Source organism: Embleya sp. NBC_00888 (assembly GCF_045207655.1).
Classification (GTDB): Bacteria; Actinomycetota; Actinomycetes; order Streptomycetales; family Streptomycetaceae; genus Embleya.
The window spans coordinates 2,544,902-2,565,501 of sequence record NZ_CP108785.1 but is presented as its reverse complement, the minus strand read 5'-3'; the positions used below and the strand labels follow the sequence as shown (position 1 = coordinate 2,565,501).

The following is a 20,600-nucleotide window of genomic DNA, read 5'->3' as shown; positions in this document are numbered from 1 at the left end:
GGCTGAAAGATTCACGCGTCGCCGACACTCGCCTCGGTGCGGCGTTCTGCCCTTGCATACGTGCTCGCGTCTTGGAGCGGTGCTCTCGTTTTGGGCGGGCGCTCTCGGCTATGGAGGTTCTTGTTTCGAGGGCGTGGTCGGGTATTGGCTGGGTGTTTGCGCCATCCTGAGCAGTGCTCTTGGCTCGGTGTAGTGCTCTCGACTTGGGCAAGTGCTCGCGTTTCGGAGCACTGCTCTCGCTGGTCGGGTGCCCGCGCTGCGAAGACTGCTTTCGCCTGGTCGGGTTCCCGCCTCTCCGAGCACCGCTCTTGCCCGGTCAGACGACCGTGTTTCGGAGCGCTGCTCTTTTCTGGTTAGGTGCTCGCGTCTTGGAGCGGTGCTCTCGTTTTGGTCGGGTGTTCTTGGGGTGATTGTTCGGGCTCGCTGACGAGGGCGGTCCGGGGGCGCCGAGTGGGTTGGATGGATGGTGCCGGTCCCGGGGTGCGTCGCCGGACGGGCTCGGTCAGCGGCGCGGGTGGCGGCGAATGAGGCGGGGGAGGAGGTGCGGGCGGCGGGGCCGTCGGGTGTGGACGGGGTGGTGCGGCGGCTCCGGGCGGGTGAGTTCGGCCTGGTGAGGATGCCAAGGATCGTCGGGGGAGCGCATCGGGACCTTGCGCTGTGCTTGGACTCGAATCTCGAGGTGCGCGTCGTTCGCGGTGCCGTGCAGCGCCTCGTCGTAGGACGCCATGGCCCCGCGGATGGCCGCGCCGGCGAGTCCTCGGCGTCGAACGTGCGCGGCCAGCCATACGCAGCAGGCCAACATCGTGCCGAGGCAACCGGCGACCGTCAGGAATCCCAGGAAGCCACCCATGGCGTCGAGCCTACGTCAGGGCACGGCCACGCCGGCCACGCCGACGTGAACTCGGCGAACACGTACCGGTGATCGTCGTCCGCGTTGGGCGTGCGCAGGCCGGCGCGAGCCCCCGCGCCGGGCCGGATCCCGGGGTCGCCCGTCTGCGGCCCGGCGATGGCCAGGCCGGGCCCCGGCCCGGCCCTCGCCTTGCCTCGGCCCCGGCCCGGCGCCACCCCCACCCGCCCCGGCCTCGTCTCGCCCCGGTTCGGCCCCGGCCCGGCCCCGCCCCGCCCCGGTTCGGCCCCGGCCTCGTCTCACCCCGGCTCGATCCCGCTCCGATCTTGGCCTGCTGTGCCCCGGTCCAGGCCCGGTACAGCCCACCCCGCTCCGGCGTGGCCCGGTCTCGATCGACCGGCCTCGACCCACGCGGTTCCGCCCCACCCCGCTTCGACGCGGTCGCGGGCGTTGGGAGATCGGCGCCCAGCCGGGAGCGCGGCGATCGTGGACGGTGAAAGGTGTTGTGGCCATGCGCTGTTCGCTTGGGGCGGCCCACTGTTTCGGCGGGAACGAAAAGGTTTTGCGCGAGGTGGGTGAGGTTGGGGTTTCCGTGTTGATACTGATGACATGGAACTCATCGTCTTCATGACCCTGCCGACCATGGTCGTTCTGCTGACGGTCGTGGCGTTCGTCGATCAGATGATGCTCCGGGCCGGGAGGGCCGGGCTGTTGCCGTGGCGGAACAGTGGGAGTCGGGGGCAGGTTTCGGCCACCGGCTTCGAGCAACTGCATGCCACTTTCTCGCCGGGGAAGCAGAGCGAGCTCAAGGAGCGGCAGACGGCGCTGCTGCTGCGGGACGACGAGGAGGACGGGGCGCCACCGAACCGGACGACGGTGGATCTGGAGCGCGGTACGGCAGTCGTCCGCATGCCGCGGGCCGGTCGGTAGGAGGCGGGAAGCGCCCCCACCCGCCGCGATCGGCTGTCCGGTGTGGTGACCCGGTCCGGATTCGAACTGCCGGACGGGAGAAGGTGGTTGGTGTCGGGCAGGGCGATCCGCGCCGAGCGCGGCCCGGGCGGAGGCGTCGTCGGACGGATGTGGATACGGGGCGGCGCGCGGTTGGGTTACTTGTCGAAGGCGGCGAAGTAGGCCGCTGCCATGTCCTGGTCGCCATGGCCCTGTTCGGAGGCGCGGCGGAAGCGCGCCGCGCCGGCTGCGACCACGTCCATGCGGATGCCCGCGTGTTCGGCGGCCTGGAGGACCAGGCGGGCGTCCTTCTCCGCGTTGTCCACCGAGAAGCTGGGGGTGTAGTCGTCGGAGAGGATGGCGGCGGACTTGAGTTGGAGGTAGCCGCTGTCCATCGGGCTGCCGCCGACGACGTCCAGGAACAGTTGCGGGTCCACGTCCAGGCCCTTGGCCAGGGCCAGGGCCTCGCCGACGCCGTGGGTCAGCGCCAGGACCCACGTGTTGAGGACGAGCTTGAGTCGGGTGGCCGCGCCGGAGGTACCGTCCTCGCCGACCCACAGGGTGCGCCGACCGATCGTGTCGAACAGAGGCTGTACGGCTTCCCGGATCGCCGGAGTGCCCGCCGCCAGGACGACCAACTGCCCCTGTTCGGCGGGTCCCCGGGTGCCCTGGACCGGGGCGTCCACGAGGGTCAGTTCGTGTTCGCGGGCGAAGACGACCAGGTCGTCCAGCGCGTCGACGCCGACCGTGCTGATCTGCACCCACACCGTGCCCGGGCGCAGCCCCGGTGCCGCCGCGCGCATCGCGTCCAGGACGCGCGGGCCGTCGTTGAGCACGGTGAGCACGATGCCCGCGCCGGTGACCGCGTCGGCGGGTGACGCCGTGGCCGTCACGCCGTCGGTGGTCAGTGCCGCGGCCTTGTCGGGCGTACGGTTCCACGCCCGCACCGGGAAGTCGTCCCGGGACAGGTTGCGGGCGATGGCGGCGCCGATGATGCCGGTGCCCAATACGGCGACGGTGGGTCGAATCGGGGTGGGCTGGGTGCTTGTCATGGCATGGCTCCGCATCGGGTGGTTCGAAAATCTTCGTACCCAGGTACCGTAGACACCCACGGCATGCGCCGGCAACCGTGGGGTCGAAGCAAGGAGCGGATGCGGGATGCCCGTCCAGATGCACCACCCGTCGCTCGACGACGTGCCGTTGAGCGCCGTCTTCGCCGCGCTGTCCGACGACCACCGGCGTGCGGTGGTGGTCGCGCTGGCCGCGGATCCGAACCGTGAGCAGCCGTGTTCGGCGTTCGCGGTGCCCGGGACCAAGTCCACCCGCTCGTACCACTGGAAGGTGCTGCGCGAGGCGGGCCTGATCGTGCAACGCAACACCGGTACCGGGATGCTGCTGCGTCTTCGTGAACCCGAGTTCGATCAACGGTTCCCGGGGCTTCTGGCCAACCTGATCCGTCTCGAAGGCGTCCCGTCGCCGGATGCGACGGGGCCCGTGGAGGCGACGGAGGCTCCGGGCGCCTCCGAGGCGACGGGCGAGAGGGGTGACCAACCGCTCGGCTTGTGAGCGCGCGGCATCCATGCCCGGCGGGGTGACGGGGGCGGGTCACGTGGTCGGGGAGTGGGTTGTGTTGCCGCCGAGCGCGGAGAGTGAGGCCATGCGCCGAGTGCCGCCTTCCGCCGGCCGTGTGTGCCGGTCATGGGGCTGTGCTGCGCGGTACCTCAGCTGTCCGGCTTCTCTCGGTAACTGGCCCATGAATAAAGGGAGTTCATGGTGAACCGACGGCGACCGCGACGGCTGCGGTTCCGGCGTCGACGGTTGGGGCCTCGTCGAGCGATCCGGTGAGCGGTGGGCTCGGTTGGCCGCGATGTTGGCCGTCGATCCGCATACCCCGGACGCCTTGTCGGGGTGGTTGGCGGAGAGTGAGGATGTGCCCACGCTCGTTTCCCTCGGTGGCGTGCCGGGTTGCCCGAGGCAGTGGTACGGCGGTTGCTCGGCCATCCCGATGCGGCCGTGCGTGAGCGGTTGCTCGATCGATCCGACCTGGCCGTGGAGATTCGGATCGCCTTGCGCACCGACCCGGATCCGGCAATCCGCCGCGCGTGCGTCGAGGCGCGCTTCGGAGGAATCGGAGGAGTCGGCGGACTCGGTGACGTTCCCGAACTCCCGCACGCCGTCTACGCTCGCCTGGCGATCGACCTCGATCCGAGGGTACGCCGGGTCCTCACCGTCGTCCCCCATCTCCCCGACGACCTGGCCGAGTTGCCGGCCCGGGACCGCGACCGGCTCGTCCGACCGGGCCTGTTGCAACGCCGGCGTACGCTCCCGACGGCCGGTCGGACCACGCTCGAAGCCACTGCGGACGAGGCCACGCGCCGCGACCTCGCGCTGTACGTACCGGGCCATCGCCCCCCCGGAGGTGCGCCGCGCGCTGCTCGCCGACCCGGCGTCGGCCCGGCGGTTCGCGCTGGTGACGCCGCTGGACGTGGCCGAGGCGGCCAAGGCGGCCGAGTTCGTGGGCCACCCGGATCCGCGGGTACGCGCCGCGGTCGCGGCCGATCCGACCCTGCCCGCGTCGACCCGCGCGTTGCTTGCCGAGGACGTCTCGGCAACGGTCCGCAGCCGTGTCGCGATGCGTCCGGACGTCGGGCCCGAGGAATGCGCGGCGATTCGCCCGTGGCCGGCGGATGCCTGAACACGGTGGACTGGCTCGTCGATCGCCTCGACGACGTCGACCTGCTTCTGCGCTACCTGGACAGCCCGCATCCCGCCTTCCGCCGCAGCGTTGCGCGCAGCCCGGCGCTTCCCTCGGACGCCGTGGCCGACTCGCGACCGACCCGGATCACCGCGTACGCCGGATCCTGGCCGAGCACCACCCCGACGCCCCGACCCAACCCCTGGTGGGCCGGATACCGCCGCTGCGCCGGGCCGGGCGGACCGGCGATCGCCCATCCCCGTTTTCCGCCGGCGGCGCTGCGCCGGTTCGCCGATTCCCGCGACCCCGCACCTGCGCGCGCTCGCGGCGCTGAGCCGGCGGAGCCCGCCCGACCTGGTCGAACGCCTGAGCCACGATCCCGAGTCCCGGGTGCGCGTCTGCGCGGCGGGCAACGCCCGGCCGAGTCGATCACGCGCTCCGGCCCTGCTGGGCGACCCGGACCCCAAGGTCACGGAGGCGGTGGTTCGGTACACCCGACTACCCGAGGTGACGATGTCCCGCATCCTGGCCCGAGCCGGCCTCCGAACCCGGGGCCTCCGAACCCGGGCCGGCTTCCGAACCCGCGGCGTCGGGACGTTCGCCGGCTCGGGTCGGGGGCGGCGTGGCGGGTGTGTTGGTCGCGGCCTTTGCGTAGCGGCGGGCCAAGTGTGCGAAGGCGTCCCTGAGTTCGGCCGGGCCGACGACTTCGATGTCGGCGTCGAAGCCGCCGATCGTCGCGGCCAGACCGGGCCACGACCACGAGCCGAGGAACAACCGGCAGCGGTCCGGCCCGAGTTCCTCGACGAGTCCGTCGCGGCTGTAGCGGGACACGTCGGCGGCGGGCAGGTCGAGGATCACCTCGCCGCGGCAGGGCCAGTCGTCCGAGTTGTCGGATCCGTGGAACCTGCCGGCGACGAAGGCGGACACGTCGACCCCGCCGGGCAGTTCACGCGGGGTGAAGCGGGGTCCGGTGGGAGTGCGCGGGGTGATCCGGTCGGCGCGGAAGGTACGCCAGTCCTCGCGGTCGAGGTCCCAGGCGACGAGGTACCAGCGGCCGCTCCAGGTGACGATGTGGTGGGGCTGTACCCGGCGCGGAGGGGGGAGCGCGCAGCCTTCGTCGTTGCGGTTGCCGTTGTCGCTGCCTCGGCCGCCTTTGCCTTTGCCTGCGCCGGCTTCCGGTGGGGATGTGAGGGCGTAGTCGAAGCGCAGCACTTCGCGGGCGTGGACTGCGGCGCCCAGGGTCATGAGCACGCCGCTGTCGACCTGTGGGTTCGGTCGGGTCGTGGGTCGCGCGACGGCGGTGACCTCGAAGGTGTCGATGCGACGGCGCAGGCGGGCGGGCATGACCTGGCGGACGGTGGTCAGCGCGCGTGCGGCGGCCTCCTCGATGCCGGCACCGGTCGTGGTGGCGATCCGGAGGGCGACGGCGAGGGCGACGGCCTGCTCGTCGTCGAACAGCAGCGGCGGCAGTTCCGTGCCGGCGTCGAGTCGGTACCCGCCGTCGGGTCCCTTGAAGGCCACGATGGGGTAGCCGAGTTCGCGCAGCCGGTCGACGTCGCGGCGCACGGTGCGCGGGCTGATGTCGAGGCGCTCGGCCAGCAGCGCCCCGGGCCAGTCCCGGCGTGCCTGGAGCAGCGAGAGCAGCGAGAGCAATCGGGCCGAGGTCTTCTGCATGGCTCCATGATGCCTCCAGAAGCGGCCACACCCTGACCTCTTCTGCTGCGACTGTGATCTCGGGCCGGACAGCGAGAACGGACGGACCAGCGGAGGCACCCCGCTACCGGCAGAGACACCGTCGGCGTGATCGCGATCCGTGGTGAGCGCGCTTCGCGCTCTGCGGTCTGCGTTCGGTGGTCGGTGGTGAGCGGTGCGTGCTCTGCGCTGCGCGGACCGCGGTGTGGTCCGTGGTCCACGGTTCGGTACGGCGGGCGCCGCGTGGCGTCCGGAGAAGGCGATCATCGAAGGTCAGGAGCCAGGAATGTCGGTCAAGTCGGTCACTCATCTGAACTTCCGGGGCGAGGCTCGGGTGGCGCTCGAGTTCTACCGGTCCGTGTTCGGTGGTGACATCGCCGTCGTCACGTACGGGGATGCCGGGAACGTGTCGGATCCCGCCGCGGCGGGGCAGGTGATGTGGGGTCAGGTGGTCGCGGACAACGGCTTCCACGTGATGGCGTACGACGTGCCCTCGGGGATGCCGTGGGATCGGGGTGTGAACTCGTTCTTCGTCTCCCTTCGCGGCGAGGACACGAAGGAGATCACGACGTACTGGGAGAAGCTCTCCGCCGGGGCGAGCATCGTGCAGCCGTTGGCGCCGGCGCAGTGGGCTCCGCTCTACGGGATGCTCACGGATCGCTTCGGCGTCGTCTGGGTGCTGGACGTGGCGAGTCCGTACAGCGGGTGAGAGCGGCGAGCGTGAGGGGAGGCGCGCGCGTCGTCCGGCCTTCCCATCACGCTGCCGGGCGACGCTCCTGTGACGGGGCGGCAGCGCGGCGGGACGGCACTTGAAGAGCCAAGAGCCAAGAGCCAAGAACGACTAACGACGAGCGAAGAACGACGAACGCGACGGGTGCGTCCGCCGCGATCGACGGAGCCGCCGAGCGCCACCGCCGGGGTGTCGAGCGGGACCGACGAAGCCATGACCGGCACCGACAAGCCATCGAAGGGAACACCCACCATGAGGATGCGGCCCCTGGAACGGACCCGAACCCGGGTCGGTCCGCACCGTCCGGGCACGATGACGTGCGGCCCGTCCCGGGACTCCGCCCCGCGCATCGCCTCGGCGTCGCCGCGCCGGCGGGCCGTCGACGAGTGTGCGGCGGTGTGCGGGCGATGATCGTTCTCGACACGCGGGCGCTCAACCGCGCGACGCTGGCCCGGCAGTTGTTGCTCGATCGCGCGGACGTACCGACCCTGGACGCCGTCGCGCACCTGTGCGGTCTGCAGGCGCAGGAGCCGCAGGAGCCGTTCCTCGGGCTCTGGTCGCGGCTGCGGGCGTTCGATCCGGCGGTGCTCTCGGGTCTGCTGACCGGACGGCGCGTCGTACGGACCACCCTGATGCGTCGCACCGTCCATCTCGTCACCGCCGAGGACGTCCTGGCCTGGCGGGCGCGCCACGACGACATGCTGCGCCAACGGGTCCTCGGGGTCTACCGTCGCGATCTCGACGGGGTGGATCTCGAGGAGCTGGCCGCGGCGGGCCGGGCGGTGATGGCCGACGGCGAACCCCACACGACGGCGGAGATCACCCGGGCGCTCGCCGAGACGTGGCCGAAGACGGAACCGCGGGCGCTGGGGGAGATGACCGGCGCCCTGGTCCCGATGGCGCAACTGCCGCCGCGCGGACTGTGGCGCACCAGGGCGGGCGTACGCCACCTCCCGCTCGCCACCTGGCTGGGACGCGAGGTGGACCCGGCGGCGCCGGACGGGTCCGATCCGGTGGGGCGGGCGTTGGTACGGCGATATCTGGCCGCGTTCGGGCCGGCCGCCTCGGCCGACCTGCGCGCCTGGTGCGGGCTCACCGGGCTGCCGGCCGCGATCGCCGCGGTCCGGGAGGAGCTGGTGAGCTTCCGCGACGAACGGGGCCGGGAACTGTTGGACCTTGCCGACGCGCCGCGTCCGGATCCGGACACGCCCGCCCCGGTACGGTTCCTGCCGGCGTTCGACAACGCGATCCTCGGCTACCACGACCGCACCCGGATCATCGACTACGAACACCGCGGCCTGTCCGTCGCCGGTGCGCGCGTCGTCCTGGTCGACGGCCGGGTCGCCGCGACGTGGACCGTCGAGACCGGCACCGTGGTCGTCACCCCACTGCGCTCCTTCTCCCGAGCCGACCGCACGGCCATCACCGAACAGGGCCAGGAACTGGCGGGGTTCCTCTCCGACAACGACAGCCATCGAATCCGGATCGACCCACCCACCTCCTAATGCTGTTGTCAAGCAGCGACTGTGGCAGGTAGTTCACCTTGGAAGCACCACCGTCCGTCACGAATGAGGACCCACAGGACGTTGACGCGTCGTCGGGCGGCGCGAGGACGGCTTGGGTGTGGCGCTTGCCTTCGGCGCGCTTGCGCTCGTAGAACCGGCGGGACTCCTCACAGCAGCGAATGCTGATCAGCGCAGAGGTGTAGAAGACGCGTTGGAGGCCGCGGTGGTAGCGCCGGGGGCGGTGCAGGTTGCCGTTGACGTTGCCGGAGTCGCGTGGGACCGGGGCGACTCCGGCAAGGCCGGCCAGGCGGTCGGAGCTGCCGAAACGGTTCATGTCGCCGGCGGTGGAGGCCAGGAACTCGGCCCCGGCAGTGGGCCGATGCCGAGCGTGGTCTCGATCGCTTCGGCAAGGTCGTGTTCGCGAAACCGGGCCGCAATGAGCTTGTCGATCTCGGCGAGCTGCTCGTTGAGGCCCATCACCTCCTTCGCCGGCGTGTGAATCACCTGCGCGGTGACCTTCTCCCGGGAAGGGTGGTGTGCTGACGCTCGGCAGCCTCCATGGCAGCCTCGGCAAGAGCTTCCGCGCCACGGACCTTGCGATTGTGCGGCCGGCTCAGCAGGCGCTTGAGGCCGGTTCGTCGCAGGGCGGCCGGGGTCTGGTAGCCGGTCAGCAGAACCGGCGGACCGACGTGCCCAGATCGAGGGCGCGTTCCAACGCGGGAAGAATGCCGGTGAGTTGGCCGCGCAGGCGGTTGATCCGACGCGTGCGGTCGGCGCCGAGGTCGCTGCGGCGGTCGGTGCGGACCCGCAGTTCGACGGCGAGCTCGTCGTCCGGCTGGACGACGGTCAGGTCCCGGTGCGTGCGAGCCTGGTCGGTGATGACGGTCGCGTCCTTGGCGGCGGTCTTGCCCATGCCCCGATGGCCGGCGGAGGCCCGGTTGACCGCGAGGCCGGGTATGTAGACGAGTCGCCGGCCAGGGTTCGGCAACAGATTGATCCACAAGGTGGGCATGCCGTCGGCGACGTCGACCGCCCAGACGTCGTCGTGGGACGCCGGGCGGCCAGGTGAGTGGAACCATCGAGGGCAACCGACTGAAAGCCATACCCGGCGTCTCTGGATTTCTGGACCTTACGACGGCCCAACCAACCCACCAACAACGTAGGACCGACCGAGCACCCGCAAGCACGATCCGCGTCCCCGGCTCCGGCCTCGGGCGGCGTCCCCGGCGCGCACCGACGCCCCAGCGCACACGGTCTCACCCGGCGGCGCCGGGGGCTTCCCGCGCCGGGGCCTCCCGGCACCGGCACCTGCCGCCTGCCCTACACGGTTACCGAGCTCTTCGCTATCGGGCCCGCTGCCGCGCCCGTGCCGTGGCGTACCTCGTGCCGCCCCGGTCCTTCGGCCCCGGACACCCGGCTGCCGGCGGTTGTTGAGGCCGCGTGAGCGAAAATCGACTGGGTCGCCTGCGCCGCCCCGCGCACGACCGGCTGGGCTCGGCCCGCCTCATCCCCGCCGTGCCCGCGCCCGCCGGCCCGGTCGGGGAACGCCGACCGGGGCCTTCCGCGCCGGGGCATTCCGGCACCGGCACCCGCCGTCGACCGCACACTGCCGCCCTGTGCGGTTCCGGGTTCTTCGCCGTCGGGCTCGTTGCCGCCCGTGCCCGGGCGTACCTCGTGCCGCGCCGCTGTTGGGTTGGGGGCCTGGTTGGGGTGTCTGGTTGTTCGGGTGGGGGTGGAGTAGCATCTCGATGGGTGCTGAATCGTGTCAGCTAATGAGTCGGGTCGGTCGGGTGGGTCGGCGGGAAAGGGGTCGTTGTGAAGTTGCATGTTCATGAGCGTGGGGACGGGGACAAGGTTGCGCTTCTTGTGCATGGGGGGATGTCGGATCACGGGACGTGGCACGCGTTGGAGGATGTGCTCGTGGCGCGGGGGTATCGGGTGTACGCGCCCGACCTGCGGGGGCACGGGCTGAGTGAGCGAGGCGAGTACAGGCCGGAGTTGATGGCCGACGACCTTGCCGAGAGCCTGCCCGTGGGCGCAGATGTGGCCATCGGGCATTCGCTCGGCGCGCTCGCGCTGTCGTTGGCCGTCGAGCGGTTGCTGCCGCGGAAGGCCGTGTACTCCGACCCGGGCTTTCGGCTTGCCACCGTGCCCGCCGGGGCCTACGAGGGGATGCGGGTGATGGTGGCCGACGCCTCCCCGGAGAGTATTCGTGCGATGAACCCGAGGTGGTCCGAGGCGGACGTACGGGCCGAGCTCGAGGGCTTCCGCAAGTTCGACCTGAGCTTCCTGGCCGAGCTCGGTGGCTTCGACGGGAAGTACGTCCCCGCCGCGCCGGTGGTGCCGAGTCTGGTCCAGTCCGCGGCGAACAGCTTCATCATGACGCCCGAGCTCAATGAGGAGCTGCGCGCGAACGGCTTCGAGGTGCGTGTGGTGGACGACGTCGCGCACTGCATCCACCGCGACGACTTCGACGCGTTCCTGAAGTCGCTCGACGGCTGGATCTGACCCACTCCCGGCGGAGCGGGCCGACCTCCCGTGCGGTACGCCGACGCCCGATCGCCCCGGGCGAGCGGGCGTACCACGCGGGAGGCGCGCCGGCGCCGGTTCGGCCCGGAGCGAACTCGATTCGCCGACGTGCGTGCCATCGATATGGTCCCGATATGGGGCGATCGAGTGGTGTGTCGAGCGGTGCGTCCGGTGGTGTGTCGCGGGTGGTCGAGGTGAGCGGGATCCGCCTGGTGTACGACGTGTGGGGTGAGCCGCAGGCCCCACCGCTGGTGCTGTTGCACGCGCTCGGCGAGGACGCGCGGGACTGGGCCCGGACAGCCGAGGCCCTGGCCGAACAATGGCGGGTGTACGCGGTCGACCTGCGTGGGCACGGTCGCAGCGACTGGCCGGGCGACTACTCGCTCGAACTCATGCGGGACGACCTGGTCGGTTTCCTGGACGCGCTCGGTCTGGAGCGGGTGGACCTGATCGGGCACTCGATGGGCGGCATCGTGGCCTATCTCTTCGCGCAGGAACACCCGGATCGGGTGGGCCGGTTGGTCCTGGAAGACGTACCCGTCCCGCTGCCCCGCGAGGCCGTGCCGCCGAACCGACCCGAAGGCGAACTCGGCTTCGACTGGGACATGGTCGTCGCCGTCCGCAAGCAGATCGACAGCCCCGACCCGCAGTGGTGGGACCGCCTGGGCCGGATCACCGCCCCCACCCTTGCCGTGGCCGGCGGTTCGACCAGCCACATCCCGCACGAGCGCATCACCGAGTGGCCCCGTCGCCTTCCCGATGCCCGAGTGGTGACCATCCCGGCCGGCCACCTGATCCACGCCGTCGAGCCGGACGCCTTCACCGAGGTGGTCCAGACCTTCCTGCGCACCCCTCCGCGCGAAGAGCGCCACCCGCACTGACCCCGGACATCCGCGCGACCCGGGTACGCACACCCGCACGCCGGCCACCGGACGCCGGCCACCCGCACGCGGCCCGCCACCCGCCGCACTCGGGCCCACGACCCGCACCCGTACTCGTTCCCGTCACTTTCGCCGAGTGCCCGAGCGTCCGGCTGCCCGAGCGTTTGAGTGCCCAAGCACCCGACTGCCCAAGCACCCGAGCACCCGGCCGCCCAGCCGCACCCGTCAACCCCCGCCGTCATCCGAAACAGCACAGCACAGCGCCGAGCCCCCACCATCGGCCGGAACACCGCCCCCTGCCACCACGGCGCCGAATTCACACGGTCGACGTCCGTTGTTGGCGATACGGATGATCCACATGGGTTTTCCATCCAATACCGTGCGCATGCCCCCCAACCGCCAGCGCCGGAGAACCACCATGTGCCAACAGCACGACGACGATTGCGCCCAGCCCGTCACACCGTTGTCCGGGCCCGCCCGTAGGGCGTTCCTGCGTTCCGCGGCCCTGGCCGGTGCCGGCGCCGCCGTGGTGGGTGCGGTGGGTATCTCGCCGGCCGCGGCCGCGGCAGCCGACGACGAAGCCGCCGCCGCGGGGGCGGTGGACGCGCAGCACCTGCCGGACTGGCGTCCGGATCGGGACAGTCGACGGTTCACGCTGGTGGTGATGCCCGACACGCAGTACATGTTCGACGAGGCGAGCATCACGACCGCCCCGATCGAGGCGTCCTTCCGGTACATCCTGGAGCACGCCCGCGACGACAACATCGTCTTCATGTCGCACCTGGGCGACCTCACGCAGAACGGCCGCAAGGCCGAGTTCGACGGGATCGGCCGGGCGTTCGAGCTGTTGGACCGCAAGGGCGTCGCGTACAGCGTGATGGCCGGCAACCACGACATCGACTCCAACACCGACGACCGGCGCGGTCGGTCGCCGTACCTGGACACGTTCGGCCCGCAGCGCTTCCGCGGCAAGCGTTCCTTCGGCGGAGCGACCCCGGACGGATACAACACCTACCACCTGTTCCAGGCGGGGGGCCGGGAATGGCTCGTTCTCGCGTTGGACTGGCGGCCCTCGCCGGCCGGCATCGCGTGGGCGAAGAAGGTGATGGCGGAGCACGCGCACACGCCGGTGATCCTGACCACCCACGAACTGGTCTCGGCCGACCGGCCGGGCCAGGAGGCGGAATTCTCCGAGCACGGCAGGCAGTTGTGGAACGACCTGATCAAGAGCAGCGATCAGATCTTCCTCACGCTCAACGGCCACTACTGGCCGGCCGGTCGCACTACGCAGCGCAACGACGCCGGAGGTGAGGTGCACCTGCACATCACCAACTACCAGAACCGCTACTTCGGCGGCGCCGCGATGATCCGGCTCTACCACTTCGACCTCGATCGCGACACGATCGACGTCGAGACGCTCTCCCCGTGGATCCTCGGCCGCAGCAACCGCGGGCTCAACGAACTCGAGCGCCAAGAGATGGAGTTGACCGGACCGCAGGACTACTTCTCGGTACCGATCGACTTCGAGAAGCGCTTCGCGCGGTTCGCTCCGGTACCCCAGCGCCCGGCCCGACCGGCCCAGCGCATGGTGGTGCCCGGCACGGTCGCCTACTGGCGTTTCGACGGCGCGCACCAGGACGGTGCGCCGATCCCCGGTGCGCAGCGTTTCGCGGACCTGTCCGGGCGCGGCAACGACCTGACCCTGGTGCCGGCGCCGGGAGCCGCGGCGGGTGCCGTCAGCTGGTCCCACCAGTACCACCCCGATCAGCCCGGGCACGGCAGCATCCGGCTGGCCGGCGGCAAGTCCCCGCTGCGGGGCGGTCACCTCCAGACCGCCGCCGGAGCCCCGCTGAACACCGCGACGTTCCGCTCCGGCTACACGATCGAGGCGTTCTTCAAGCTGCCCGCCGACTGGGACGGGGGCCGCGACGCCTGGTCGGCGCTGCTGAGCCGCTGGGGCATGAGCGGCGAGGCCCGCAAGCCCAACGGCGATCCGCAGGAGCCGGTGGTCACGCTGAGTCTGTCCGGCGGCCGTGAACTCCAGTGGTGCGTCTACCCGTTGAACAGCGATGGGTCGGCGACCAACTGGGGCCACGAGCTGGCACTGGACACGTGGTGGCACGTCGCCGTGGTCAACGACGCGCGGCAGACCACGATGTACGTCGACGGTTGCCCGGTGGTGCGCAACCCGACGGCCCGCTCGATCGGCCTCACCACGCTCAACCTGCCGTGGATGCTGGGCGGTTACGCGTACGACGGCAAGCTCGACCAGACCATCAACGCCTGGGTGGGCGACGTGCGGATCGTCGAACGCGCGCTGCGGCCGGACGCGTTCATGATCGCCCGGTAACCGGCGATCCACGACGTGGCTCCGAGGCGTGGCTCCCAGTTATCGATCGAAGCCATCGATCCCAGCCATCGATCCGAGCCATCAACCCGAGCCATCCGACCCGCGGCATCGAACCACCGGGATCGGTCGGGTGATGGGGAGTGAGCGTCGCGTCGACGCGACGCTCACTCCCCACCACCCCTCATCCGCCGAATCGTGCTCGCAGTTCGCGTTTGAGTACCTTGTGGCTCGGGCCCAGAGGCAGTTCGGTGACGAACTCGACGCGGCGCGGATATTTGTGGCGGCCCATGCGATCCCGGGCCCAGGTGATGAGTTCGGCTTCCGTCGGGGGCGGGTCGGTGGTCGGGGCGAGGACGATCACGGCGCAGATCTCCTCGCCGAGCAGCCGGTCCGGCAGGCCGATCACCGCGGCCTGGGCGATGGCCGGGTGGCGGAGCAGCACCTCCTCGATCTCGCGCGGGTAGACGTTGAAGCCGCCTCGGATGACGATGTCCTTCTTGCGGTCGATGATCGTGACGTACCCGTCGGCATCCTTGATGCCCAGGTCCCCGGTGCGGAACCAGCCGTCCACGAGGGCCTCCGCGGTGGCCTCGGGGCGATTCAGATAGCCGGTGAAGACGTTGTGGCCCCGGACGACGATCTCGCCCGACTCGCCCGGCGCCAGCAATTCGATCGCGTCCTCGGTCTCGGCCCGGGCGATCTCGACGTCGACGCCCCACACCGCGTGTCCGACGGTGCCGGGCCTGGCGCCGAAGACCTCCTGGTTCACGGAGGCGGTCGGGGACGTCTCGGACAGGCCGTACCCCTCGTACACGACGGCGCCGAACGCCGCCTGGAACCGTTCCAACACCGTTGCGGGCAGCGACGCCCCGCCGGACAGACACAGGCGCAGCTCGGGCAACGCCGGTGCGGTGCGGGCGGCTTCGACCAGTGAGATGTACATCGTCGGTACGCCGTGGAAGGTGTTGACGCCCTCGGCCACCATCAGCGCGATCGCCGTCACGGGGTCGAAGCGCGGCAGCAGGACCAGGGTCGCGCCCACCCGCCAGGTCGAGTTCATGCTCACCGTCTGGCCGAACGCGTGGAACAGCGGCAGCGCGCCGAGCGCGATGTCGTCCGGGAGAGCGTGGTTCGCGTCGAATGCGCTGACGGTCGCGTTCATGACCAGGTTCAGGTGGCTGAGCACGGCGCCTTTGGGCGCGCCGGTGGTGCCGCTCGTGTAGAACACGACGGCCGGGTCCTCCGGGGCGCGGGTGGCATACCCGACCATCGGCTCGACCGCGTCGCCCAGTTCCTCCAACCGCTCGGGAGCGACGGCGACTTCCGCGGGCCCCTCGACCCCCGCGATCCCCACCTCCTCGGCCCCCGCGACCTTGACCCCCTCGGCTCCCGCGACCCCCTCGGCCGCCGCGATCCCCATGTCGTTCGGGACGGGTTCGCCCGCCTCCTCCGACCGCCCGATCGTGAGCATCCGCACCCCGGTTGCGCGGGCCGCCCGTTCGCCGACCGCGCGGTGCCTGTCGTGGCACAGCAGCAACTTCGCGCCGCTGTCGCGCAGCACGTACGCGGTCTCGTCCGAGGTGAGCAGGAGATGGACCGGGACGACCACGGCCCCGGTGGCCAGGATCGCGTAGTAGGCGCGGGGGAATTCGGCGGTGTTTGGCGCCATCAGTGCGACTCGGTCACCGGGCCGCACCCCGATCCGGATCAGTGTGGCGGCCTGCACCCGGGCCTGGTGCCACAGGTCGGCGAAGCCGATCCGCAGGTCGCCCTCGACCAGTGCGATGTGATCGGGCCTGCGCCGGGCCGCCTCGGCGAGGATCGCGGCGAGGGACAGAGAGGTCATCCGACGGTGCTCCTTTCCCTGGCCTCCGGCCTTCTCTGCGACCATCACCCGGCCGCGGTTACGCGCCGAAGCGCAGCGGTTCGCCGGTTTCCAGGAGTGTCTTGAGGTTGGAGAGGATCATCGGCCAGCCCTCGCGAACGCTCTTGAGCATCTCGGATTCGGCCGCGAAGCCGTCGTGCAGGACGCGGAGCGCGACCACCTCGCCGAGCGGTACCAGGTCGAAGGAGACCCGGGAGATCGGCTCCCGGCGGTACTCGGCCAGTTGTTCCGGGCTCCAGCCGAACATCTCGCCGATCTCGGGCTCGTAGTTGTGCCAGGTGTAGGCCAGTCGGACCGGCGGTTCGGCCGTCAGGACCACCTGGCCGGCGTCGCGGGGAGCCATCCGGGGCGCCATCGACCAGCGGACCGGCGAGCCGACCTGCCAGTCGGACTCCGGTCCCGAGCCGTCGAAGTAGCGACTGATCTCGGTCCGGTCGGTCAGCGCGTGCCACAACACCTCGGGGGTGGTGCGGATGTACAGGACATAGGTGAACTGCGTGTCGGACACGGGGTTTCTCCCAAGTGGGGCGGCATCGCTCACGGGGCGACCGATGCCCGGGGATCGCCTTCGTCCAACTATCCGACGGTTCGGCCCGGTCGTCCGGTACCGGGCGCGCGCCACGCCGTAGGAGCGTGCCGAACCACCCGGAGGTGGGCCGGTCGGCCGATCGGCGGCGTGCGGACGACACCCGCCGCCCACCGGGAGTGGGCGGCTCGTGCTCGGTTGGGCCGAACGGGTCGCGGCCATCGTCGTCGTCCGCGAGAGGGTCGTGTGCCCCCGTGGGATGTATCCGGATCGCCTGCGGCGGTGCACCGGTCGGCCGATGTGCGCGAGCATTCGAGGGCTCCAGGATCGGACCATGACCGGATCCCCACCACGCCGGAGGGCCGCACCATTCGCTCTCGCCCTCTCCCTGGCACTCGCCTTGGCCCTGCCCGCAACAGCGGCATCGCCCGCCTCCGCCACCACCACGACGCAGGTGTCCGTCGGCTCCACCGCCGGCCCGCGCACCTCGCTGCCCCGTCCCACCGGCTCTCATTCGGTCGGCCGGGAAACCCTCCACCTCGTCGACCGATCCCGGCGCGACCCATGGGTGCCGGAGGCCGAAGCGCGTGAACTGATGGTCGGCATGTTCCATCCGGCCCGGCCCGGCACCGGTACGCCCGCGCGCTACGCCACCCTCGAGGAGGCCCGGTTGCTCGTGGCGGATCGGGGGCTGGGTGGCGTCCTCCCGGCCGAGACGCTGAGCGCCACCGGGATCGACGTCGCGGTCGACGCGCGGCCCGCGCGTGGCCGGTTTCCGCTGGTGGTGCTGTCCCCGGGATTCGGTGTCTCGGCCTACACGCTCACCGGCCTGGCCGAGGAACTCGCGAGTCGGGGGTACGTGGTGGCCGCCGTCGACCACGCCTACGAGTCCGTGGGCTCGGCCTTTCCCGGTGGGCGGATGCTCACGTGTGTGGCATGCGAGAAGGTGCGTACCGAGGCGGATCTCGCGGCGGTGACGGCGGGCCGGGCCAAGGACGTGTCCTTCGTGCTGGATCGGCTCACCGGATCACGCCCGGCCTGGCGGTACGCCGCCCTGATCGACCGCAGCCGGATCGGCATGGTCGGCCATTCGATCGGCGGCGCGAGCGCGGCGGCGGCGATGGCGATCGATCCGCGCATTCGGGCGGGGTTGAACATCGACGGCGCCTTCCACTCGGCCGTACCCGAAGAGGGCCTGCACGGACGGCCGTTCCTGATGCTAGGCACGGACGACGACACGCACCGTCCCGGTGGTACGGACCGAAGTTGGGACGAGGCATGGGGTCGATTCGACGGCTGGAAGCGGTGGTTGACCGTGGCCGGCACGAACCACTACAGCTTCACCGACTTCCCGGTCTTCCTCGACGAACTCGCTCCGCCCGGAACCCCGTCACCGCCCACCACCCTCACCGGCGGTCGCGGGTTGGACCTGACCCGCGCCTACGTCGGGGCGTTCTTCGAACTCCACCTGAAGTGCGTTCCCCAGCCCCGGCTGACGGGCCCCACGTCGGCCGATCCGGAAGTGCGATTCCAGAACCCGTGACGGGCCTTCGAGCCAATCTCCGTCGAACCAATCCCCGTCGGGCCGATTTCCGTCGAGCCAATCCCCGTCGGGCCGATCCCCGTCGGACCAATCTCCGCTCGACCGATCGCCTTGGAACCGGTCGCCTCCGCACGAATCGCCGTCGGGCCCCCGATCACCTTGGAACCGGCCGCCTTCGGACCGAGTAAACCCCGGGTAACCCGGGCCCGCCCCCGGCCCCGAGGACGATCCGCCCGCCCCGAAAGGAGTGTGGCCCGGCGGCGCCGCGTGGGCGCCGCCGGGCTCGGGAGGCACCGGCCGAAAGGGGGTCGACCGATGCGAGGTCGTCGGGGTCAGCCGGTGAAGTTCTCGAAGAGGTTGGTGAATTCGTATGGCGACTGGCTGATGCTGCTGCACGTGGGCGAGACACCGCCACCGGGGCAGGAGCCGTTGTCGCGACCCACCGACCAGAACGCCAGCCGGCCGATGTGGTTGGTGTTCGCCCAGGTGACCAGCTTGGTCGCGTCCGACTGGACGAAGATCTTGCCGTTGAAGTTGCGGCCGATCATCGGGGTCACCGCGAGCATGCCCTTGAGTTCGGCGTCGGACTTGGTGGGCCGGATCTCCTTCATCTGACGCAGCGTCGATTCGGCCGCGGCGATCACCGCATCGCCCCAGACCGGGCGCGAGGTACCGAACTCCATGGTCATCGCGTTCACGACGTCCACCCGAACCCTTTCGTCGCGCGCGTTCTTGAGCAGGTCGATGCTCAGCGCCGGGGTGAGGCCGTAGTCGTCGCCCTGGATCATCAGGGTGAAGCTGACGGTGGTGGCCGGTCGGTCGCGCTGCACCTTGGCCAGTGCCTTGTTCATGGTGCCGATCGGGATGGACGCCTCGATGTCGATGTCGAGGTGTTTGACGCCGAGCGTGTCGATCACCTTCGTGTAGGCGGCGGCGAGCGTGTCGACGCTGCCGCAGGACGCCTCCAGGTACGGGCCGGCCGCTCCGCCGAAGGCGACCACGACGTCACCGCCCTGGGCGCGAAGCGCGGCGATCTGGTTGAGGATGCGCGGTTCGTCGAGCGCGATCGTGCCGCCCCACTTGGGGTCGCAGCCGCTGTTGCTGCCCAGTACGAAGGCCGGTGTGAACGACTTCTGGCCGGTGGCCGCGGCCACGTCGGTCAGGGTGGGGGTGGGTGCGGTGATGTCGATGTAGGGGACGCTGCGCACCGATCCCGGCGGCGGATCGCCGCCTCCCGTCGTGGTGCGGGCGATCAGCTCGGGCGTGAACGGGGACACGTTGCCCGATGCGTCCTTCGCGCGGACCTTGATCGGGTAGTCGGTGCCGGGAGTCAGTCCGGACAGGGTCACGCCCGGCGTGGCCGTGGTCGTGGTCGCCACGCCCGCGACGTACACGTCGTAGCCCGCGACCCGGTCGTTGTCGGTGGACGGGGTCCAGGCCAGGGCCGGCGCGGACGGGCCGGCGGTGGACACGCGAAGGTCGGTCGGTGTGCCGGGTGGGGTGGTGTCGGGTACGGCCGGTCCCACGCACGGGTTGCCGTTGAGCGTGCAGTTGCCGGGAGTTCCCGGACCCGTGCCGAGGAAGCCGAAGGTGACCGAGGCACCGGGTGCGAGGGTGCCGTTGTAGTCGCGGTTGGTGAATACGTGATGGTTGCCGGATCCGGTCTTGAGGGCGTCCCAGTACGAACCGACGGTGGTACCGGCGGGCAGGTCGAACTCGACCCGCCACCCGGTGAGCGTGCCGGTGCCCTGGTTGCGGATCGTGTATTGCCCGGTGAAGCCGGAACCCCAGTCGGACGCCTTGGCGAAGGTCGCCTCGGGAGTCGCGGCGTGGGCGGCACCGGTGGGCAGGACCACCAGCGCGATCGGTGCGGCAACGGTCACGGCCGGCACCCGGGCGAGTGCGCGCCACCCGCGTCGGGTGCGGCGGGGATGCCCCGTTCGAGACGAACGGGGTTTGGGGGAAGGCGAGTTGCGGTGTCGTGCGCGGAACACAGGGATCATCGAGCCGGCTCCTGGACACGTCTTGGGACGCGAGTCGGGGGACACGAGTCGGGGGACGAGAGACGTGGGGTGTGGGACGCGGAGGTGGGACATGCCGGGCGCGCGCCGCCGGTTGGCGTGCGCCACCGCTCGCGGCCGGACGGTGGGCTGTCGCTGCCTCCTTGCACGGACAATGGTCTATACCAACCCTGTCCCCGTCCATAGGTGCGCGGGCACTTTTTCGAGTCGCCCGGCAAGTATTGGCAAGGCGACTCCCGAGCGCGGGAAATTTTTCCTCGCCACAATGACGACACATCTGACGGTGTGTCAGATATAGAGCGATGCAGGCCAACCCGAGTTTTCGAGGGAGTTCGCGACGCCTCGGTTGGGGACTGATGAAGCCCTCACGGCCCGATCCCCTCGGAAAGACCGGCTCCGCGCTCTTGCGCGACCGGTCGAGCACGGCGACTCTGAGTACCGCCACGCC

General features: G+C 70.8%; 15 protein-coding genes and 1 pseudogene. 9 read left to right on the top strand and 7 right to left on the bottom strand.

Features of this window, described 5'->3' with window-relative positions; translation table 11 throughout:
- Window positions 1–502: 502 nt before the first annotated feature.
- A complete protein-coding gene (locus OG948_RS45510) occupies window positions 503–850 on the bottom strand; it encodes a hypothetical protein (RefSeq protein ID WP_331770888.1) in 348 nt (115 codons plus the stop codon).
- A gap of 606 nt (window positions 851–1,456) precedes the next feature.
- Between OG948_RS45510 and OG948_RS45505 the strand changes: the two genes are divergently transcribed.
- Window positions 1,457–1,777: a DUF6191 domain-containing protein gene (locus tag OG948_RS45505; RefSeq protein ID WP_331770887.1), complete on the top strand. Its 321-nt coding sequence runs from the start codon at window positions 1,457–1,459 to the stop codon at window positions 1,775–1,777.
- A gap of 176 nt (window positions 1,778–1,953) precedes the next feature.
- On the opposite strand, the gene OG948_RS45500 is transcribed toward OG948_RS45505, so the two are convergent.
- Window positions 1,954–2,847 carry an NAD(P)-dependent oxidoreductase gene (locus OG948_RS45500; RefSeq protein WP_331770886.1) on the bottom strand — a complete coding sequence of 298 codons (894 nt, stop codon included), beginning with the start codon at window positions 2,845–2,847 and terminating at the stop codon, window positions 1,954–1,956.
- Between the two features lie 106 nt (window positions 2,848–2,953).
- On the opposite strand from OG948_RS45500, the gene OG948_RS45495 reads away from it, so the two are divergent.
- Both OG948_RS45495 and OG948_RS45490 read left to right on the top strand, forming a co-directional pair.
- Window positions 2,954–3,361: a helix-turn-helix transcriptional regulator gene (locus OG948_RS45495; protein WP_331770885.1), complete on the top strand. Its 408-nt coding sequence runs from the start codon at window positions 2,954–2,956 to the stop codon at window positions 3,359–3,361.
- 853 nt (window positions 3,362–4,214) lie between these two features.
- Window positions 4,215–4,490, top strand: coding sequence for a hypothetical protein (locus OG948_RS45490; protein ID WP_331770884.1), 276 nt, complete (start codon window positions 4,215–4,217; stop codon window positions 4,488–4,490).
- A gap of 498 nt (window positions 4,491–4,988) precedes the next feature.
- On the opposite strand, the gene OG948_RS45485 is transcribed toward OG948_RS45490, so the two are convergent.
- A complete protein-coding gene (locus tag OG948_RS45485; protein ID WP_331770883.1) occupies window positions 4,989–6,164 on the bottom strand; it encodes a WYL domain-containing protein in 1,176 nt (391 codons plus the stop codon).
- A 304-nt stretch (window positions 6,165–6,468) separates the two neighbouring features.
- Here OG948_RS45485 and OG948_RS45480 point away from each other — a divergent pair, with 304 nt between their 5' ends.
- Window positions 6,469–6,891 carry a VOC family protein gene (locus OG948_RS45480; protein WP_331770882.1) on the top strand — a complete coding sequence of 141 codons (423 nt, stop codon included), beginning with the start codon at window positions 6,469–6,471 and terminating at the stop codon, window positions 6,889–6,891.
- Between the two features lie 428 nt (window positions 6,892–7,319).
- On the top strand, window positions 7,320–8,417 hold the full coding sequence (locus OG948_RS45475) for a winged helix DNA-binding domain-containing protein (RefSeq protein WP_331770881.1): 1,098 nt from the start codon (window positions 7,320–7,322) through the stop codon (window positions 8,415–8,417).
- A gap of 8 nt (window positions 8,418–8,425) precedes the next feature.
- Here OG948_RS45475 and OG948_RS45470 read toward each other — a convergent pair.
- Window positions 8,426–9,456 (bottom strand): annotated as a pseudogene (locus OG948_RS45470) (IS110 family transposase); the annotation flags it as partial.
- Window positions 9,457–10,232: 776 nt separating this feature from the next.
- Here OG948_RS45470 and OG948_RS45465 point away from each other — a divergent pair.
- The 3 genes from OG948_RS45465 to OG948_RS45455 all read left to right on the top strand — a co-directional run bounded on the left by OG948_RS45465 (window position 10,233) and on the right by OG948_RS45455 (window position 14,177).
- The gene (locus OG948_RS45465; protein WP_331770880.1) at window positions 10,233–10,925 is read left to right on the top strand and encodes an alpha/beta hydrolase; all 693 of its coding nucleotides are present in this window, start codon (window positions 10,233–10,235) and stop codon (window positions 10,923–10,925) included.
- 155 nt (window positions 10,926–11,080) lie between these two features.
- A complete protein-coding gene (locus OG948_RS45460; RefSeq protein WP_406300628.1) occupies window positions 11,081–11,827 on the top strand; it encodes an alpha/beta fold hydrolase in 747 nt (248 codons plus the stop codon).
- 418 nt (window positions 11,828–12,245) lie between these two features.
- Window positions 12,246–14,177 (top strand): LamG-like jellyroll fold domain-containing protein, encoded by a 1,932-nt coding sequence (locus OG948_RS45455; RefSeq protein ID WP_331770878.1) that lies wholly within the window; start codon window positions 12,246–12,248, stop codon window positions 14,175–14,177.
- A 181-nt stretch (window positions 14,178–14,358) separates the two neighbouring features.
- On the opposite strand, the gene OG948_RS45450 is transcribed toward OG948_RS45455, so the two are convergent.
- Window positions 14,359–16,023 (bottom strand): long-chain fatty acid--CoA ligase, encoded by a 1,665-nt coding sequence (locus tag OG948_RS45450; protein WP_331770877.1) that lies wholly within the window; start codon window positions 16,021–16,023, stop codon window positions 14,359–14,361.
- Window positions 16,024–16,081: 58 nt separating this feature from the next.
- Entirely contained in the window at window positions 16,082–16,570 is a 489-nt protein-coding gene (locus OG948_RS45445) for an SRPBCC family protein (RefSeq protein WP_331770876.1), read from the bottom strand.
- A 352-nt stretch (window positions 16,571–16,922) separates the two neighbouring features.
- On the opposite strand from OG948_RS45445, the gene OG948_RS45440 reads away from it, so the two are divergent.
- Window positions 16,923–18,131, top strand: coding sequence for an alpha/beta hydrolase (locus tag OG948_RS45440; RefSeq protein WP_331770875.1), 1,209 nt, complete (start codon window positions 16,923–16,925; stop codon window positions 18,129–18,131).
- A 332-nt stretch (window positions 18,132–18,463) separates the two neighbouring features.
- Here OG948_RS45440 and OG948_RS45435 read toward each other — a convergent pair whose 3' ends face one another.
- Window positions 18,464–20,014: a cellulose binding domain-containing protein gene (locus tag OG948_RS45435; protein WP_331770874.1), complete on the bottom strand. Its 1,551-nt coding sequence runs from the start codon at window positions 20,012–20,014 to the stop codon at window positions 18,464–18,466.
- Window positions 20,015–20,600 lie beyond the last annotated feature (586 nt).

Excerpts from the sequence above, each read along its gene's own strand:
- OG948_RS45510 (WP_331770888.1), bottom strand. The coding sequence starts at position 850 with ATGGGTGGCTTCCTGGGATTCCTGACGGTCGCCGGTTGCCTCGGCACG.
- OG948_RS45505 (WP_331770887.1), top strand. The coding sequence starts at position 1,457 with ATGGAACTCATCGTCTTCATGACCCTGCCGACCATGGTCGTTCTGCTG.
- OG948_RS45500 (WP_331770886.1), bottom strand. The coding sequence starts at position 2,847 with ATGACAAGCACCCAGCCCACCCCGATTCGACCCACCGTCGCCGTATTG.
- OG948_RS45495 (WP_331770885.1), top strand. The coding sequence starts at position 2,954 with ATGCCCGTCCAGATGCACCACCCGTCGCTCGACGACGTGCCGTTGAGC.
- OG948_RS45485 (WP_331770883.1), bottom strand. The coding sequence starts at position 6,164 with ATGCAGAAGACCTCGGCCCGATTGCTCTCGCTGCTCTCGCTGCTCCAG.
- OG948_RS45480 (WP_331770882.1), top strand. The coding sequence starts at position 6,469 with ATGTCGGTCAAGTCGGTCACTCATCTGAACTTCCGGGGCGAGGCTCGG.
- OG948_RS45475 (WP_331770881.1), top strand. The coding sequence starts at position 7,320 with ATGATCGTTCTCGACACGCGGGCGCTCAACCGCGCGACGCTGGCCCGG.
- OG948_RS45460 (WP_406300628.1), top strand. The coding sequence starts at position 11,081 with ATGGGGCGATCGAGTGGTGTGTCGAGCGGTGCGTCCGGTGGTGTGTCG.
- OG948_RS45455 (WP_331770878.1), top strand. The coding sequence starts at position 12,246 with ATGTGCCAACAGCACGACGACGATTGCGCCCAGCCCGTCACACCGTTG.
- OG948_RS45450 (WP_331770877.1), bottom strand. The coding sequence starts at position 16,023 with ATGACCTCTCTGTCCCTCGCCGCGATCCTCGCCGAGGCGGCCCGGCGC.
- OG948_RS45440 (WP_331770875.1), top strand. The coding sequence starts at position 16,923 with ATGACCGGATCCCCACCACGCCGGAGGGCCGCACCATTCGCTCTCGCC.